The sequence below is a fragment of the Streptomyces sp. NBC_00012 genome, assembly GCF_045040875.1.
Classification (GTDB): Bacteria; Actinomycetota; Actinomycetes; order Streptomycetales; family Streptomycetaceae; genus Streptomyces.
In genome coordinates this window covers 3,916,235-3,931,022 of record NZ_CP108309.1, presented here as the reverse complement: position 1 = coordinate 3,931,022, position 14,788 = coordinate 3,916,235, and the positions used below count along the sequence as shown (strand labels likewise).

General features: G+C 72.5%; 16 protein-coding genes. 3 read left to right on the top strand and 13 right to left on the bottom strand.

What is annotated here, in order from left to right; all coding sequences use genetic code 11:
• Nucleotides 1-58 precede the first annotated feature (58 nt).
• Both OHA19_RS17955 and OHA19_RS17950 read right to left on the bottom strand, forming a co-directional pair.
• Nucleotides 59-601 (bottom strand): hypothetical protein, encoded by a 543-nt coding sequence (locus OHA19_RS17955; RefSeq protein ID WP_405715380.1) that lies wholly within the window; start codon nt 599-601, stop codon nt 59-61.
• 138 nt (nt 602-739) lie between these two features.
• Entirely contained in the window at nt 740-3,208 is a 2,469-nt protein-coding gene (locus tag OHA19_RS17950; protein WP_405750742.1) for a helicase C-terminal domain-containing protein, read from the bottom strand.
• A gap of 249 nt (nt 3,209-3,457) precedes the next feature.
• Between OHA19_RS17950 and OHA19_RS17945 the strand changes: the two genes are divergently transcribed.
• Nucleotides 3,458-4,534 carry a hypothetical protein gene (locus OHA19_RS17945; RefSeq protein WP_405750739.1) on the top strand — a complete coding sequence of 359 codons (1,077 nt, stop codon included), beginning with the start codon at nt 3,458-3,460 and terminating at the stop codon, nt 4,532-4,534.
• Nucleotides 4,535-4,556: 22 nt separating this feature from the next.
• Here OHA19_RS17945 and OHA19_RS17940 read toward each other — a convergent pair whose 3' ends face one another.
• The 4 genes from OHA19_RS17940 to OHA19_RS17925 all read right to left on the bottom strand — a co-directional run bounded on the left by OHA19_RS17940 (nt 4,557) and on the right by OHA19_RS17925 (nt 8,635).
• A complete protein-coding gene (locus OHA19_RS17940) occupies nt 4,557-5,549 on the bottom strand; it encodes an ABC transporter substrate-binding protein (RefSeq protein WP_405715386.1) in 993 nt (330 codons plus the stop codon).
• 100 nt (nt 5,550-5,649) lie between these two features.
• Complete coding sequence (locus OHA19_RS17935; RefSeq protein WP_405721728.1) at nt 5,650-6,534, bottom strand: ABC transporter ATP-binding protein; 885 nt, start codon at nt 6,532-6,534, stop codon at nt 5,650-5,652.
• Between the two features lie 11 nt (nt 6,535-6,545).
• Nucleotides 6,546-7,628, bottom strand: coding sequence for a FecCD family ABC transporter permease (locus OHA19_RS17930; protein ID WP_405715388.1), 1,083 nt, complete (start codon nt 7,626-7,628; stop codon nt 6,546-6,548).
• A complete protein-coding gene (locus tag OHA19_RS17925) occupies nt 7,625-8,635 on the bottom strand; it encodes a FecCD family ABC transporter permease (protein WP_405715390.1) in 1,011 nt (336 codons plus the stop codon). The genes OHA19_RS17930 and OHA19_RS17925 overlap by 4 nt, the downstream gene beginning before the upstream one ends.
• 144 nt (nt 8,636-8,779) lie before the next feature.
• On the opposite strand from OHA19_RS17925, the gene OHA19_RS17920 reads away from it, so the two are divergent.
• Complete coding sequence (locus OHA19_RS17920) at nt 8,780-9,394, top strand: HAD family hydrolase (protein WP_405715392.1); 615 nt, start codon at nt 8,780-8,782, stop codon at nt 9,392-9,394.
• A gap of 68 nt (nt 9,395-9,462) precedes the next feature.
• On the opposite strand, the gene OHA19_RS17915 is transcribed toward OHA19_RS17920, so the two are convergent.
• From OHA19_RS17915 to OHA19_RS17900, 4 genes are all read right to left on the bottom strand, one after another.
• Nucleotides 9,463-10,314, bottom strand: coding sequence for a serine hydrolase domain-containing protein (locus tag OHA19_RS17915; protein ID WP_405715394.1), 852 nt, complete (start codon nt 10,312-10,314; stop codon nt 9,463-9,465).
• 221 nt (nt 10,315-10,535) lie between these two features.
• Nucleotides 10,536-10,826 (bottom strand): ATP-binding protein, encoded by a 291-nt coding sequence (locus tag OHA19_RS17910; protein ID WP_405750736.1) that lies wholly within the window; start codon nt 10,824-10,826, stop codon nt 10,536-10,538.
• Between the two features lie 304 nt (nt 10,827-11,130).
• Nucleotides 11,131-11,376: a hypothetical protein gene (locus tag OHA19_RS17905; protein ID WP_405750733.1), complete on the bottom strand. Its 246-nt coding sequence runs from the start codon at nt 11,374-11,376 to the stop codon at nt 11,131-11,133.
• Between the two features lie 436 nt (nt 11,377-11,812).
• The gene (locus tag OHA19_RS17900; protein WP_329590327.1) at nt 11,813-12,037 is read right to left on the bottom strand and encodes a hypothetical protein; all 225 of its coding nucleotides are present in this window, start codon (nt 12,035-12,037) and stop codon (nt 11,813-11,815) included.
• A 250-nt stretch (nt 12,038-12,287) separates the two neighbouring features.
• Between OHA19_RS17900 and OHA19_RS17895 the strand changes: the two genes are divergently transcribed.
• Nucleotides 12,288-12,671: a cold-shock protein gene (locus OHA19_RS17895; RefSeq protein WP_037692759.1), complete on the top strand. Its 384-nt coding sequence runs from the start codon at nt 12,288-12,290 to the stop codon at nt 12,669-12,671.
• A gap of 23 nt (nt 12,672-12,694) precedes the next feature.
• On the opposite strand, the gene OHA19_RS17890 is transcribed toward OHA19_RS17895, so the two are convergent.
• Genes OHA19_RS17890 through OHA19_RS17880 form a run of 3 tightly spaced genes read right to left on the bottom strand, consistent with a single transcriptional unit; the run spans nt 12,695 to nt 14,782 of the window.
• Entirely contained in the window at nt 12,695-13,588 is an 894-nt protein-coding gene (locus OHA19_RS17890) for a 1,4-dihydroxy-6-naphthoate synthase (RefSeq protein ID WP_405750730.1), read from the bottom strand.
• Entirely contained in the window at nt 13,569-14,273 is a 705-nt protein-coding gene (locus OHA19_RS17885; protein ID WP_405715401.1) for a futalosine hydrolase, read from the bottom strand. The genes OHA19_RS17890 and OHA19_RS17885 overlap by 20 nt, the downstream gene beginning before the upstream one ends.
• A 29-nt stretch (nt 14,274-14,302) precedes the next feature.
• Complete coding sequence (locus tag OHA19_RS17880) at nt 14,303-14,782, bottom strand: DUF2771 domain-containing protein (RefSeq protein WP_405715403.1); 480 nt, start codon at nt 14,780-14,782, stop codon at nt 14,303-14,305.
• Between the last annotated feature and the right edge of the window lie 6 nt (nt 14,783-14,788).

Sequence of the window (14,788 nt, the reverse complement as noted above, 5' to 3'; positions counted from 1 at the left end):
GGTGCCGGGTGCGGGCGCGCCCGCCGTTCAGTGCGCCCACCGGTCAGTCCCCATCCGGTCAGTCCGCCCGGCGGTGGCCCCGTCCTTCGGGGAACCGGCCCAGGTGTACGGCGCTGTGGGCGGTCACCGCCAGTTGCCGGGCGTCCTCGGTGAAGGTGTCGACGCGGATGGTGCGTCCGTCGGTCAGCGTGATCCTGCAGGTGAAGCCCATGCCGCGGGCCTCGGCCAGTGCCCGGCCGTCCTCGCCCTGTGCGCCGACGGACGCGATGTCCTGCCACGGGATCAGAGTGACGGTGCCCGCCACGCGGTGGGTCAGCCCCCGCTCGTGGACGTCGAAGCTCTGCTCGCGGGTGCGGAACCCCTGGAGCAGTCGCCAGATCCCCAGGCCCAGCCCCACCAGCCCGACGCCGAGCAGCAGACCGGCCAGCTCCGGCGCCCCCTCGGTGGTGCCGATCGACGCGATGGTCACCGGCACCCCGAAAGCCATGCCCGCCGCTCCGACGAGGATCATGAGTCCGGCCTGCCGCAGCCGTCTGCCCCCGTCGGTGCGGTGCTCACGGACGAATCCCCCCAGCTGTCTGGCCGCTTCGGTGCGCCGCATGACATCCCCCTCCAGCATCGTGGACACGTCAGAGTGTGCCCTTCGACGGGCCGGCCCGCCCCCGATTCGCACGCACTGCCGAGCCCGGCGGTGACCGATGGGGGCGGGGAGGGGGACGGGGCGGGGGTGCGCCGTGGGTCACGCAGTCTGGTCGTCGGCCAGTTCGGCGACGCCGGTGATGCGGTGCAGCGGGTACGTGCGGACCTCGTCCGCCGTGTGGTCGTACGCCGTGACGAAGCCGCCCTCGACCCGGACCGGGGCGATGACGCGCTGGCTGGCGGCGCCGTCCGCGTTCACGTAGCCGATCCAGAGCGCCGAACCGGTCATCGCGGCGGCCTGGACGGTGGCGAGGGTCTCGGCGGAGGTCGTACGGGGCAGGGCGCCGGGCGCGGTCGCGGGGGCGCCGGGGGATTCCGGGGCGTCCTTGCGGACCACCGTGGCGGCCGTGTCCCCGGCCCGGATCGCCCGGACCGCCGCGCCGAGCAGGGTGCCGTCCGGCATCGGAGGGCCCTCGGGCACGGGGACGGGGGCGGTACGGGGCGGGGTGCGGCGGGCGCCCGCGCGGGTGATCAGGACGTCGCCCTCGGCGGACTCGGCGGCCGGGGCGTAACCCATCTCGCGCAGCCCCTCCAGCAGGGAGGCCGGATCGACCTGGGCGGCCAGGGCGGTCGGTGCGAGGCGGCGCAGCCGCAGGGTGGCCGAGCGTTTGTCGGCCAGGATCTCGTTCAGTACGGCCTCGTCGTCGCAGCGCACGTACGAGGAGGCGGCGCCGATCCGGAGGTGGCCGTGGCGGCGGGCGACGTCGTCGATGAGGTAGCTGAGCGGCTGCGGGACCGGCGTGCGGCTGTGGGCGGCGAGGAAGGCGTGCAGGTCGGCCGCGGACTGCCCGGCGTCCAAGGCGCGGCGTACCGAGCCGGGGGTGAAGCGGTAGACCGTCGCGCCGCCCTTCGACTCGATGTCCGCGAGGGCGGAGAGCATGTCGGCCAGGGGGCGTTCCAGCGGGCCGGGGGCGACGGCCGTCAGGTCGGCCTGGAGCAGCACGTGGTCCAGCGGCTCCGGGATGAGTGGCGCGAGCAGCGCGGCGGCTTCGGCGGGCCCGGCGCCGAGCAGGGCGCGGGTGTGCGTGGCGAGCGCGCCGCGGCCGGTGATGCCGAGGAGTTCGGACTCGTTGAGCGTCCACAGGGCGATCCGGGAACGCAGATCCGTGGTGCTCCCGGCCGAGGCGGAGGCGCCGCGCAGGGGGCGCTCCCAGCGCAGCCGGGCGAGGACGGTCTCCGGGTCGGGGGCGGTGCCGGGTTCCAGGGCGGCGAGGAGGGCGAGGACCCGGTGGCGTACTTCCGGGGCGGCGGTGCGGTCGAGTTCGGGACCCAGCGCGGACAGGGCCCGGCCCTTGGCGTCCTGGCCGCCGACCAGGCCGCAGGTGCGGGTGGCGGCGAGCCAGGCGGTGGCGAGGCGCGTCCAGCGTTCCTGGGCGGGGAGGTCGGCCCAGTCGTCGTAGGCGGGCGTCGGCGCGTACCGCTCGTCGGCCTCCCCGTCGGAGGCCAGCAGCCCGGCCGCGTAGGCGAGTTCGGCCCAGAACGCGGCGACCGGCTCGGGGACCTCCAGGGCGGCGGCGGTCTTCTTCAGTTCGCGGACGCTGAGTCCGCCGGCCCGCAGTATCGGGGGCCCGCCGCCGTTCCAGTTCTTCAGCAGCTCCTCGACGGTGTTCACGGCCAGCAGTGCCTGACCGGCCGCGGCGCTGTCCACAGCCTGTGGATCGCGGTTGGCGACCGCCTCCACGGCCGGCGGCCGCGGCTCCGGTACGCGGTGGGCGCGTCCGGCCCGCAGATGCAGGGCGGCCTCGCGGGGCAGCACCACGGTGCGGGTCGACACCGGCAGCAGCAGCCCGTGGTCGCGCAGCCACTTCACGGGCGGGGTGGGGTTCGGGGTCACCTCCCCGTACGGCGGCCCCCACACCAGCCGGTCCAGCACGGACAGGGCCTCGGCCGGGGCGGAGTCCAGCAGCTCGCCCATCCTGGCCCGGTCGGTGAAGAGCCCGGACAGGGCGGTCACGGCGGAGACCGGGTCGTGCGTGGCGGGCAGCCCGGCCGAGGCCAGGATCTCCTGGAGGCGGCCCGGGGACATGCCGGAGGTCGCCTCGGCGACGGTCGGCCCGAGACCGGTGGGGGAGGCGTGCTGCGGGGACGGCGCGAGGATCTCGCGCGCCGTGCGCACCAGCCGCAGCCGCTCGTCCTCGCCCCAGACGAGGGCCTGTTCGCGCAGCGTGGCCAGGGCACCGGGCAGCGCGTCGGCGATCGCCGCGTCCGCGTCGTCGCGGTGCTCGCCGTCGTCCCGGCCGTCGCCGGTGAGCAGGCCGAGCAGCGTCTCGTACGGGGCGGGGTCGGCGGCCACCGCCAGCGCCTCGGCGGTCTGCAGCGTGAATCTGTCGAGGTGTTCCAGCGCGCGTACGACGGAGGCGCGGGTGCCGGCCCTCGTCGCGAGCTGGGTGATGTCGCCGGGCACCGGGTTGAGGAGATCGGGGCGGGCGCGCAGCAGCCCGGCCAACGACTCGTCGTCCCGGGCGCGGAGAGCTTCGGCGAGCGTCCGCGGTGGTGTGGTCATCCCCATCCGTCCCACGGTAGCCGCTCCGGACAGGCCCGAGAGCCTGCCGGGCGGCCCCCGATCGGATGGCGGACACGGTCTGGTGCGTGCGATTCCAAGGCGGAGGAAGGAGCCGACGCGGAGAGATCGGCGACTGACGACAACGCGGGAAGCACGCGTGCCAGGGATGCCAGGGCATGGCCGTCCGGGCGGGGTCCACCCGGCAGGCTCCGATGGCGCTACCGTCGGTGCAGGGCGGTAGAGGGGAACGATCGCGTGGGGATCGAGAGCGACCAGCTTGTCTACGACTATCTGAGCCGGGTCGGGGACCTGGCACAGCAACAACAGCTGTCCGCAGCCGCCCGGATGAGGCTCGTATCGACGCTCCGGGGCGAGATCGACCGGCAGCGCGGCAAGCAGTCCGGGGACAGTCCGGCGGCGGTCCGCCGCATCATCGGGAGGCTCGGCACACCGGACGAACTGGTGGCCGCCGTGGCCTCGTCGGGCGACGGCACGGTGGAGCTCGCGGAGCGGGCGGAGCCCGCCGCGGACGAAGGGCGGAGCATTCCCCGTCCGCGCAAGGGGATGCTCCGGAAGGACGGAAAAGACAGTTCCGGCAAGGGCGCGTCGCGGCCGCAGGAGCCCGGACCCGGTGCGCCGGACGCATCCGGTGCGCCCGCCGCGCCGGCTGGCCGGGTGCCGTCGCCGCCGCACATGGCCGGTACGGACGAGCTGGGTCCGTTCGGGGGCGAGCCCGACTGGTGGCGGGTCGAGCCGGGCCCGTTCGGTGACGGGGTCGATGTGCCGGGGTTCGTCGGCGGCGTCGAGATCCCGGACATGATGAAGCCGCCGCCGCCCCGGGACGCGGTGCCGCGCCCGCGCGCGGCACAGGACGAGGAGCCGGACGGGGAGCCCGGCACCGAGGAGGAAGAGGAAGCGGAGGAGGCGCCGCGCCGCCGCCGGCTTCTGCGGCTCCGGCGCCGTGCGCCGCGCGAGGACGGGGCGGGCGGCCACGGCTTCTCCCACCCGCTGCTGCTGCTCGCCGCCGTGCTGCTGGTGGTGGGCGTCGTTACGGGATCCTGGCTGGCCCTGGCGGGCGGCTGGCTTCTCGCGTACAGCTCGCGCACGCTGTCCCGTGCGGAGGCGAAGTGGGCGGCGATGGGGCTGCCGGGCGTGGTCGCGGCGGGCGCCCTGGTCTGGCTGTGGGGCCGGACCGAAGGCCGGTGGGGCGAGCCCATCGGGGCCGGGCAGATGGGCGACGCGATCGGCCAGCTGTGGCCGTGGGTGGTGCGGGGGGCGGCCGTGGCCTCCGCGCTCTACCTGGTGTGGCGGTCGCGGAGACCACGGCCGTGACCCGTGGGCTTCGTCCGGGACGTCAGCCGGTCATCTTCGCCTGGAACTCGTCGAGGATCTGGCCCGCGGCGGTGTAGCCGATGCCCGCGATCCACAGCCGGTCGTCGACCTTGAAGACCTTGCCGTCCTTGGACGCCTTCAGCCCCTTCCACAGGCCGCTGTTCATCGTCTTCGCCGTCCCCGCCTTCGCCGGGTCGCCGTACGTCGAAGTGAAGACGACGTCCGCGTCCGCGAGGTCGATCTTCTCGGGTGACACGTCGTACGAGAAGCCGTCCTTGGCCTTGTCGGTGATCGCGGGGCGGCCCATGCCGAGGTCGGCGAGGACCGAGCCGATGTAGTTCTGCTTGCCGTAGATGCGGATGTCGGCGCCCTCGACGAAGCGGACGTAGTTGACGTCGGTGGCGGCGGCCTTCTCCTTGCCGCCGACCGCCTCGGTCACCTTCGCGACGTGGGCGTCGTAATCGGCGACGGCCTTCTTCGCCTCGGCCTGCTTGCCGAGCGCCTCCGCGTGCAGCTGGAAGTTCTCCTTCCAGGCCGTTCCGGTGGACTCCGTCATCACGGTGGGAGCGATCGCCTTCAGCTGCTCGTAGCGGTCGCCGTCCCGGACCTTGCTGGTGAGGATCAGGTCCGGCTTCAGCGAGGCGACGGTCTCCAGGTTGGGGTTGGCGATCTCTCCGACCTCCTTGATGCCCTTGGTCCGGCTCGCCGGCAGGTACGAGGGGAAGCTGTTCTCCGACGCCGAGTGCGTGGCGCCGACCGGCTGCACGCCGAGGGTCAGCGCGGAGTCCAGCTCGCCGGTGTCCAGTACCACGACGCGCTGGGGGTGCACGGGGACCTCGACGTCGCCCATGGCCGTTTTGACGGTGTGAGTCTTCGCTTCTCCGGAGTCGGAGGAGCCGCTGGCGCTCCCGCCGGACTCCGAGAATCCGCAGGCGGTGAGCGTGAGCGCGCCGGCCAGGGAGAGGGCGCCGAGGGCGAGGCGGCGGCGGACGGGACGGCGGACGGAGGGGGCCATCGGGTGCCTTTCGTAGGAATCAGGAGTCAGGGGTCGGGAGTCAGGAGCCAGGGGCCAGGAGTGGGGATGTACGCCGGGGTGGCCGGGGCCGGTGCGCGGCTCACGAGGCCGGTCCGGCCTGCCACGGCGCACCCGGCACGACGAGCGGCGAACCCGTCACCGGGCACGGGACGATCACCGCCTCCAGGCCGAAGACCTCGCGTACGAGACCGGCCGTGACGATGTCCTTCGGGTTGCCCTCGGCGACGATCCGGCCCGCCTTCATGGCGACCAGGTGGTCCGCGTACCGGGCGGCCTGGTTGAGATCGTGGAGCACGGTGACGACCGTCCGGCCCCGGGTGCCGTCCGCCGCCGGGGCGGTGAGCCGGCGCACCAGGTCGAGGACCTCCACCTGGTGGGCGATGTCGAGGTACGTGGTCGGCTCGTCGAGCAGCAGCAGGTCGGTCTCCTGGGCGAGCGCCATCGCGATCCAGACCCGCTGGCGCTGACCGCCGGACAGCTCGTCCACGGACCGGTCGCCGAGCGCGGTGATGTCCGTGCGCTCCATCGCGTCCGTCACCGCCCGCTCGTCCTCGTCCGACCACTGCTGCCACCAGTGCTGGTGCGGCTGGCGCCCGCGGGCGACCAGATCGCTGACGGTGATCGCCTCCGGGGCCACCGGGGTCTGCGGCAGCAGCCCGATCGACTGGGCGATCCTCCGGGTGGGGATCTTCGACAACTCGGTGCCGTCGAGGAGCACGGCCCCGCCGCGCGGCTTGAGCAGCCGGCCGAGCGCGCGCAGGGTGGTCGACTTGCCGCAGGCGTTCGGGCCGACGATGACGGTGACCCGGCCGTCCGGAATGTCGAGGTCCAGCGCGTCGACGACGGTGCGCTCCTCGTACGCGAGCGTCAGCTCCCGTGCGGTGAGCCGGCCGGTGGCGGCAGCCGTGGGGCCGGTCGCGGCCACCGCGGCGTCGGAGATCGGGGTCGAAGCGGTGCCGGACATCGGGGTCGAACTCATGCTGTGCCTCCACTACGGCCGCGACCGCCGCCCTGACCGCGGATGATCAGCCAGATCAGATACGGGGCGCCGACCGCCGCCGTCAGTACGCCCACCGGCAGCTCGGTGGGCGAGAAGAGCCTGCGCGCCAGCAGGTCCGCGAACACCACGATCACCGCGCCGAGCAGCGCCGAGCAGAACAGCGGGATCTGCGCGGTGCGGGTCATCCGGCGGGCGATCTGCGGGGCGAGCAGCGCCACGAAGTCGACCGGCCCCGCCGTCCCGGTCGCCACGGACGCCAGGATCACGCCGAGCGCGACCAGCCCCAGCCGTACCCGCCCCAGCCGCACCCCGAGCGCGGTCGCGGTGTCGTCGTCCATCGTGACGGTGCGCTGGGCGCGGGCGGCCCACAGCACGGCGGGCAGCAGGATCAGCAGCGTCCAGCCGATCGGCGCGGCCTCGGCCCAGCCTCGGCCGTTGAGGGAGCCGGTCATCCAGATGTGCGCCTGCTGGGCGACCAGGTAGTCGCCCTTCGTCAGGAACAGCGTGGTCACCGAGCGCAGCGCGATGGCGAAGCCGATGCCGATGAGGACGAAGCGGGTGGCGTGCAGCCCGCCGCGCCAGGCGAAGGCGTACACCAGCGCCGCCGCGGCCACCCCGCCGATCACGGAGAGGTACGGCAGCACGGTGTACGAGGTGATCCCGAAGGTCATCGCGCCGACCGTGAGCGCGCTCGCGCCCTGGCTGATGCCGATGATGTCGGGGCTTGCGAGGGGGTTGCGCGCGACGGTCTGGATCAGCGCACCGGCGATCCCGAAGGCCGCACCGACCAGCAGCCCCACGGTCATCCGCGGCAGCCTCAGCGTGCCCACGACCAGTTCGTCCGGGGACGGCTGCCCCAGCACCACCTTCACGACCTCGCCCGGCGCGACGAAGCTCTCGCCGACGCAGAGGTACGCGACACAGACGGCGGCCAGCAGCACGACGAGGGCGGTGGCGACCAGGGCCGCCCGCCGGTGCAGCAGGAACCGCCCCCGTGCCCCGATCCGTACGACGCGATACCCGGCGGGCCGCACCCGGACCTCCGTACCGGCACTCATGCGGGCACCGCCTTCCGGCGTACGAGGGTGACCAGGAACGGCACCCCGATCAGCGCCGTCATCACACCCGCCGGGACCTCGCTCGGCGGGAAGAGGACGCGGCCGATCACATCGGAGACCAGCAGCATCACGGGCCCGATCAGCGCCGCCATCGGCAGCACCCAGCGGTGGTCGGAGCCGACGACCGCGCGGGCGATGTGCGGTACGGCGAGCCCGATGAACGCGATCGGCCCGGCCGCCGCGACACCGGCACCGGTCAGCACCGTGGCCCCGAGGCCGCCGACGACGCGGACCGTCGCGACGTTCTGCCCGAGCCCCTTCGCGACGTCCTCGCCGAGCGCCAGCGCGTCGAGCCCCCGGGCGACCGACAGCACGAGCACGGTTCCCAGCAGCAGGAACGGCCAGATCTGCTGTGCCACCTCGGCCTCGCGCCCGGCGATCGAGCCGACCTGCCAGAAGCGGAACTCGTCCAGTGCGGACGCCCTGGTCGTCAGCACCGCCGAGACCACCGACACGAGCAGCGCGTTGATGGCGGCGCCGCCCAGCGCGAGCTTCACGGGGGTGGCGCCGCCGCGCCCGCTCGACGCGATCGCGTACACGGCGACGGAGGCGATCGCCGCCCCCGCGAAGCCGAACCACACGTACCCCGTCAGGCTGTGGACCCCGGCGAACGCGATGGCCAGCACCACCCCCACCGAGGCGCCCTGGCTGATCCCGAGGATGCCGGGGTCGGCGATGGGGTTACGGGTGATGCCCTGGAGCACCGTGCCGGCGATGGCCAGCGCGGCGCCGACCATCAGCCCGATCATGGTGCGCGGCACGCGCATGTTCCGGATGACTTCGGCGTTGTCGGAGTGCCCGCCGTGCAACAGGACGTCGAACACTTCGGACGGGGGTATGGAACGGGCCCCCACGGCCAGGCTGAGGAGTACCGCCACGAGCAGCGCCACGACGGCCGCTGCCGTCGCGAGTGCGCGTCTGGAGCGGCGTGGAGCGGCGGCTGACATCGGACCCAATCAAATGGCGAAGAACATCAAATGGCGAATAACAATGCGAAGGTAAGGCTTGGCTAAGTCTAAGCACCGCCGTTTCGGGCCCGAAGGCCGCACCGGGGGACGGACCCGGCGCCCGCCCCCGCGACAATGGACGTCATGCCCTCACACCCCCTGACGGTCGGCTTCGACCTCGACATGACGCTCATCGACTCCCGCCCCGGAATCAAGGCCGCCTACCTGGCGCTCTCCGCCGAAACGGGGACGCCGATCGATGCCGACCTGGTGGTGAGCAGGCTCGGCCCACCGGTCGAGGACGAGCTGCGGAACTGGTTCCCGGCCGACGCGGTGGCGGCCACCGCCGACCGCTACCGGGAGATCTATCCCACACACGCCATCACCCCGAGCCCGGCGCTGCCGGGCGCGCGGGAGTCGATGGCGGCGATCCGGAAGCGCGGCGGCCGCGCCATAGTCGTCACCGCGAAGCACCACCCCAACGCGGAACTCCACCTGACCCACCTCGGCATCGACCCCGACGCGGTCATCGGCGGCCTGTGGGCCGAGGCGAAGGGCCACGCCCTGCGCGAGCACGGCGCCCACATCTACGTCGGCGACCACACCGGCGACGTACGCGGCGCCCGCACGGCCGGCGCCCTGTCGGTGACGGTCACCACGGGCCCGTGCGACGCCGAGGAACTCCGGGCGGCGGGCGCGGACGTCGTCCTGTCCTCCCTGACGGAGTTCCCGGCATGGCTGGAGGGGTACAGGGGGTAGCGCCTCTCCGGCGGATCATGGGCGGGGCCGCTGCCGGTGGCGGCTCATCGCTGTTCGGCCGGGGCGGATCAGGTCCTGCTGTCGGCGGGGTCGCCGGACGTGGCCCGTCGCAGGAGTTCGATGCCCAGTTCGTCGGTGCGGTCGGCCTGTCCGGTGAGGCGGTGGACCAGCACCCATCTGCCGTCCGGCACGGCCCCGGCGAAAACGGAGGCGTCGCCGGTGGCGCCGTTGTGCCAGAGCAGGGTGCCGGCTCTCTGCCAGGACAGGGCGGGCTCCCCCAGTCTCCGGTCGATGAGGAGCGCGGTCACCAGATCGGCGGTGGCCCGCGGGGTGGCCCAGAGCCCGCCGGCGGGGAGGATGGCGCCGCTCATGGTCCAGGGCCGGCGTGGGCGGCCGAACAGCCCGCGGCTGCAGAGGCGTCTGTCCGGCGGCGGAGCGCCTGTCACCTCGGTGATGTCCAGAGGGGCAAGGACGTAGTGGGCCAGAAGGTCCTGGTAGGGCATACCCGCGGCGGAAACCAGCGCGGCTCCGAGGACGGCGTACCCGAGGTTGGAGTACTCCTCCGTATCGCCCGGGGCAGCGGTGGCGAGGGTGTCCAGCCCCTGGAGCACGGCGTGCAGGGCGGCATCGTCGAAGGCGGCGTACGGGTCGCGCCGTTTCACGCGCGGCGGGAGCCGCGGCAGCCCCGAGGTGTGCTGGGCGAGGTGCTTCAAGGTGATGCCGGTGCCCCGCGGAACGGGCAGGAACTGCTCCAGCGGGTCATCCGGCCGCAGCACCCCCGCGGCGGCCAGCCGGGCCAGCGCGGTTCCGGTGAGCACCTTGCTCAGCGACCCGATCTGGACGTACGCGTCGAGGGCATGCCCATGCAGGACTTGAGGGGCTTCGCTGCTGCCGAGGATGCAGGTGGGGACGGGACGCATGTCCGAGTACTCCTTTGTTCCGGCTCCTTGTGCCTGGCCGGCCTCCGGGAGGTGGCCGGTGCCGGCGCTCCCGAACGTAGTTGGGCCTTTGAACCATGTTGCCCAGTTCGAGCCACGCGCCAGGCGCGGACGACAAGCGGCAACAGCGAACTGTGACTGTGGTGCCTGGCGTACTGCCCATGGGGCCGGCCCGGGACGCGGTTGGCGTGCCGGCGGATCCTCTACACCTTCGCCGCACACTCCACCCAGAGCAGCTTCCCGCCCTGCCCCGGCAGCCCGCCCCGCATCGGGTAGGCGCCCCAGCACTCCGCGTACAGCGTGACGAGGTACAACCCCCTCCCTCGACCGGCCAGTTCCTCAGGCGCAGGCATGCCCCACCGGAACGGGGCGGGGATGCGCGGATCGGTGTCCCACACGCTCAGCCGGACCCGGCTGCGCCCGGCATCGCGCAGGCGGAGGGAGTACGGGCCCGAGGAGTACAGATACGCGTTGGTGACCAGCTCACTGGCCAACAGCTCGGCGACTTCGGTGAGTTCGAATTCCAGTTGCGGTCGCCCTGATCGGCGTCGGTGTCGGCGACATCGACGGAGTTCGGCTCAACGCGCAGGCATGAGGCCAGGGCATCGGAGACTCGGGCCGGCTGCAGGCGGTCGATGGTGAAGAGGTTGTACGTCATCGGCAGGTCCCGTTGCAGAGGTCCAGGTCTACTCGATCACGCGGGAATGTTCCTCGGGCTGGTGGAGACATGCCGCGCGGTACTGCCTTCCCGTTGCTGGATATCACGAGGTTGCAGACCTGTCGGCGGGCGCTTTCTCGTCAGAGTCTGCTGGTCAGGTCGGGGCCCAGGCCGTCCTCGTACGCGTTCGGGGTCGCGAGCCCCTCGGGCGTGGCGGCTCCGAAGTACGTCGGCTCGCCGGGCTCGGGAGGCGCGTCGAGCAGGGCAGCGAGTTCTTCCAGGGCGTCGGTGAGTCGTGGAGCGTTGTTCCGGTGGACCTCGGGGTGCGGGCGTCCCGTGAAGTCGTACCACCCCCAGATGTCGTGGTGCACCGACAGTTCGGCCAAGAGGCCGGTGGGCGGGGTCGAGAGGGACAGGGTGACCAGCTGTGGCTCTTTTCGGGTTGCCCGACCGCGTCGATCCACGTACCCGGGCCGATCACATCGATGTCCGCGATGTCGGCGGTGGGGTGTGCAGAGGGGCGGCTGCCCCGCACCCGCTCCACGACGCTCGGATCCTCCAGTGGTGTGGTGAGCTCAAGGGTGCTTGTGACACCGGTCGGTCCGATGTCCAGGACGTACCAGCTGTACTTGAGCTCGATGGGGGTGAGGAGCTCCAGTCGGGCCCAGCAGCGTTCCGCCCAGGGCCCCGACCACGCCTATGAATGCCGCCAGCACGGCGGCGATGCTCTCGTTCATGAGCACCCTGTCTAGGGCCGGTCACCCTGAACCTGTCAAGCCCGCCCGGGGCTCGTGGCCGAAGCGGCCACCCTGTGTCGCGCTGCTACCGCTTCGCCGCCCCCGCGCGCACCGACCGGATCACGCCCGCCGCGGCGATCAGGAAGCCGACGCCCATCAGCATGCACAGCGACCAGGCGATGGACGGCAGCGGGTGGGTGCCGAGGAAGAGGGGGGCCATGGTGGCCAGGGTGGACAGTGCGCCGACGAAGAAGACGATCGCGCCGATCCGGACCAGCCGGTCACCTGCGCCAGAAGGTGTAGTACTCACCCGGCCAGGGTAGTTCCCGGCGGCGGCGAACCGCCCCGCGGCCGACCGTGCCGTCAGCCCACTGCCACCGGCGCGGAACACAAGCGCCGTTTCCGGACAGAGTCCGGATGACCAGGCTTGACGAGGGGTACTCCCCCTGGGGAGGCTGCTGCCAGCAGGGGAGCACCACCACTGGATAGCCTGACCTGCTGAGGCTTTGTTCCGGGTTCCGGCATACAGGTTGCATACGGGTTGAGATGGGGTGCGTGCTTTGCCGACTGGCAAGGTCAAGTGGTTCAACAGCGAGAAGGGCTTCGGCTTCCTCTCCCGCGACGACGGCGGCGACGTCTTCGTGCACTCCTCCGTGCTCCCCGACGGAGTCGACGCCCTCAAGCCCGGTCAGCGGGTCGAATTCGGTGTCGTCGCAGGTCAGCGCGGTGACCAGGCGCTCTCGGTGGCGATCTTGGACCCGACCCCGTCCGTCGCGGCCGCGCAGCGCCGCAAGCCGGACGAGCTGGCGTCCATCGTGCAGGATCTGACCACCCTGCTGGAGAACATCACGCCGATGCTGGAGCGCGGCCGCTACCCCGACAAGGCGGCCGGGAAGCAGATCGGCGGCCTGCTGCGCGCGGTCGCCGACCAGCTCGACGTCTGATCCGGCCCGGGACCTGCCCGGGATCAGACGAATGACAGTGCGTCGGGGCCGAGGGGCGGCACCAGCCCCTCGGCCGCCGCGCGGGTCAGCAGCCCGCGGATCGCCGCGTAGCCGTCCTCGCCCAGGTCGGCGGTGAACTCGTTGACGTACAGCCCGATGTGCTGGTCCGCCACCGCCGGGTCCATCTCCTGGGCGTGCGCCAGCACGTAGGGCCGGGACGTCTCCGGGTCGTCCCAGGCCATCCGCACCGAGGTGCGCACCGAGTCGGCGAGCAGCTTCAGCGTGTCCGCGCCCAGCGACCGCTTGGCGATGATCGCGCCGAGCGGGATCGGCAGCCCGGTCGTGTCCTCCCAGTGCCGGCCCATGTCGGCGAGGTTGTGGAGCCCGTAGTTCTGGTACGTGAACCGGGCCTCGTGGATGACGAGACCGGCGTCCACCTTCCTGTCGCGCACGGCCGGCATGATCTCGTCGAACGGCATCACGACGATCTCGCCGACACCGCCCGGCACCACCTCGGCCGCCCAGAGGCGGAACAGCAGATACGCGGTGGAGCGCTCGCTCGGTACGGCCACGGTCCTGCCGGTCAGGTCCGTGTCCGCGCCCTCCCTCGTGAGGACGAGCGGGCCGCAGCCCCGGCCCAGCGCCCCGCCGCACGGCAGCAGCGCGTACTCGTCGAGCACCCACGGCAGCACCGCGTACGACACCTTGAGGACGTCGAGCTCGCCGCGCTCGGCCATCCCGTTGGTGATGTCGATGTCCGCGAAGGTGACATCGAGGGCGGGCGCGCCGGGGACCCTTCCGTGCGCCCAGGCGTCGAAGACGAAGGTGTCGTTCGGGCAGGGGGAGAAAGCGATCTGCAGTGGGCCCGACGGGCCGCCCGACGGGGCGTTCGACGGGTCAGGATTCGTGTCGGTCATGGTGGGTCCAACCTTCCAGTACGGGTACGAGCTTCCCGAACGCCTCGGTCAACGCGGCCAGCGCGTCGCCGATGCGCCAGGCGTCCCGGTCGCGCGGGCCCACGGCGTTCGAGACCGCCCTGATCTCCAGGACGGGCAGACCGACGCGCTCGGCGGCCTCCGCGACACCGAAGCCCTCCATGGCCTCGGCGGCGGCCGAGGGGTGCGCGGCGAGCAGCTCGGCGGCGCGTTCGGCGGAGCCGGTCACGGTGGAGACGGTGAGGATGCCGCCGGTGACCGCGCCGGTGGCGGCGGCCGTCGCCCGTACCAGCGACCGGGGCGGGAAATGCCGGACGCGGCCGAAACCGAGCTCGGTGACCGGCACGAAGCCCGTCCCGGTCTCGGCACCCAGATCCGCCGCGCCGATGTGGTCGGCCACCACCAGGGAGCCGACCGGTGCGACGCCGGCGAACCCGCCGCCGATGCCGGCCGAGATCACCAGGTCGTAGCGGTCCGAGGCCAGACCGAAGGCGGCCGAGGCCGCCGCGGCGGCCGGTCCGGCGCCGCCCGCGAGGACGTCGAAGAGGCCCGCGCGGTGGATCTCGGCGCCGGGAACATGGTGCACCGACGTCTCGGGAACGTCCCCGAACGCGCGCGTGACCGCGTCCCGTTCTGCTGGGACAGCGGTCACGACGAGCACACGCACGGGGGAGAGCCTCCGAGGTCAGGAGGGGATCAGGAGGTCTTCTTCAGCTCGAAGTGCCAGATGCCGACGAGCTTCTTGCCCTTCGTCTCCACGATGCTGATCTGCGTCTTGTTCGTCGTCTCGCCGGTCTGGCTGGAGAAGAAGGCGCTGCCCGGGATGGACCGGTAGGTCTTCTTGTACGGCTCCTGCTCGGCCTGCTGACCGTTGATGAACAGGGTCCAGCCGTTCTCCGCGACCTCGGGGTCGACGCCGAAGCGGACCTTGTCGTCCATCGCGACGTCGACGGACTTCTCCGCCTTCTTGTTGAGGCAGCTCTGGTACTCGGACGGCTTGAGCGCCTCGCCGTCGTTGTAGCAGGACGCCTCGGCGCTCACCGAGTTGCCGCCGACCGTTACGGTCGCGAGCGGCGTCGGCTTGTCGCAGGCGGAGAGGACAAGGAGTCCCGCGGACACGGCACCAAGAGCGACGCCGATTCGGCGGCCCTTACCGGAGAAGAACGCAACGGTCATGGGCCG

Excerpts from the sequence above, each read along its gene's own strand:
- OHA19_RS17925 (WP_405715390.1), bottom strand. The coding sequence starts at position 8,635 with ATGTCAGCCGCCGCTCCACGCCGCTCCAGACGCGCACTCGCGACGGCA.
- OHA19_RS17940 (WP_405715386.1), bottom strand. The coding sequence starts at position 5,549 with ATGGCCCCCTCCGTCCGCCGTCCCGTCCGCCGCCGCCTCGCCCTCGGC.
- OHA19_RS17890 (WP_405750730.1), bottom strand. The coding sequence starts at position 13,588 with ATGACCGACACGAATCCTGACCCGTCGAACGCCCCGTCGGGCGGCCCG.
- OHA19_RS17930 (WP_405715388.1), bottom strand. The coding sequence starts at position 7,628 with ATGAGTGCCGGTACGGAGGTCCGGGTGCGGCCCGCCGGGTATCGCGTC.
- OHA19_RS17950 (WP_405750742.1), bottom strand. The coding sequence starts at position 3,208 with ATGGGGATGACCACACCACCGCGGACGCTCGCCGAAGCTCTCCGCGCC.
- OHA19_RS17915 (WP_405715394.1), bottom strand. The coding sequence starts at position 10,314 with ATGCGTCCCGTCCCCACCTGCATCCTCGGCAGCAGCGAAGCCCCTCAA.
- OHA19_RS17880 (WP_405715403.1), bottom strand. The coding sequence starts at position 14,782 with ATGACCGTTGCGTTCTTCTCCGGTAAGGGCCGCCGAATCGGCGTCGCT.
- OHA19_RS17920 (WP_405715392.1), top strand. The coding sequence starts at position 8,780 with ATGCCCTCACACCCCCTGACGGTCGGCTTCGACCTCGACATGACGCTC.
- OHA19_RS17955 (WP_405715380.1), bottom strand. The coding sequence starts at position 601 with ATGCGGCGCACCGAAGCGGCCAGACAGCTGGGGGGATTCGTCCGTGAG.
- OHA19_RS17935 (WP_405721728.1), bottom strand. The coding sequence starts at position 6,534 with ATGTCCGGCACCGCTTCGACCCCGATCTCCGACGCCGCGGTGGCCGCG.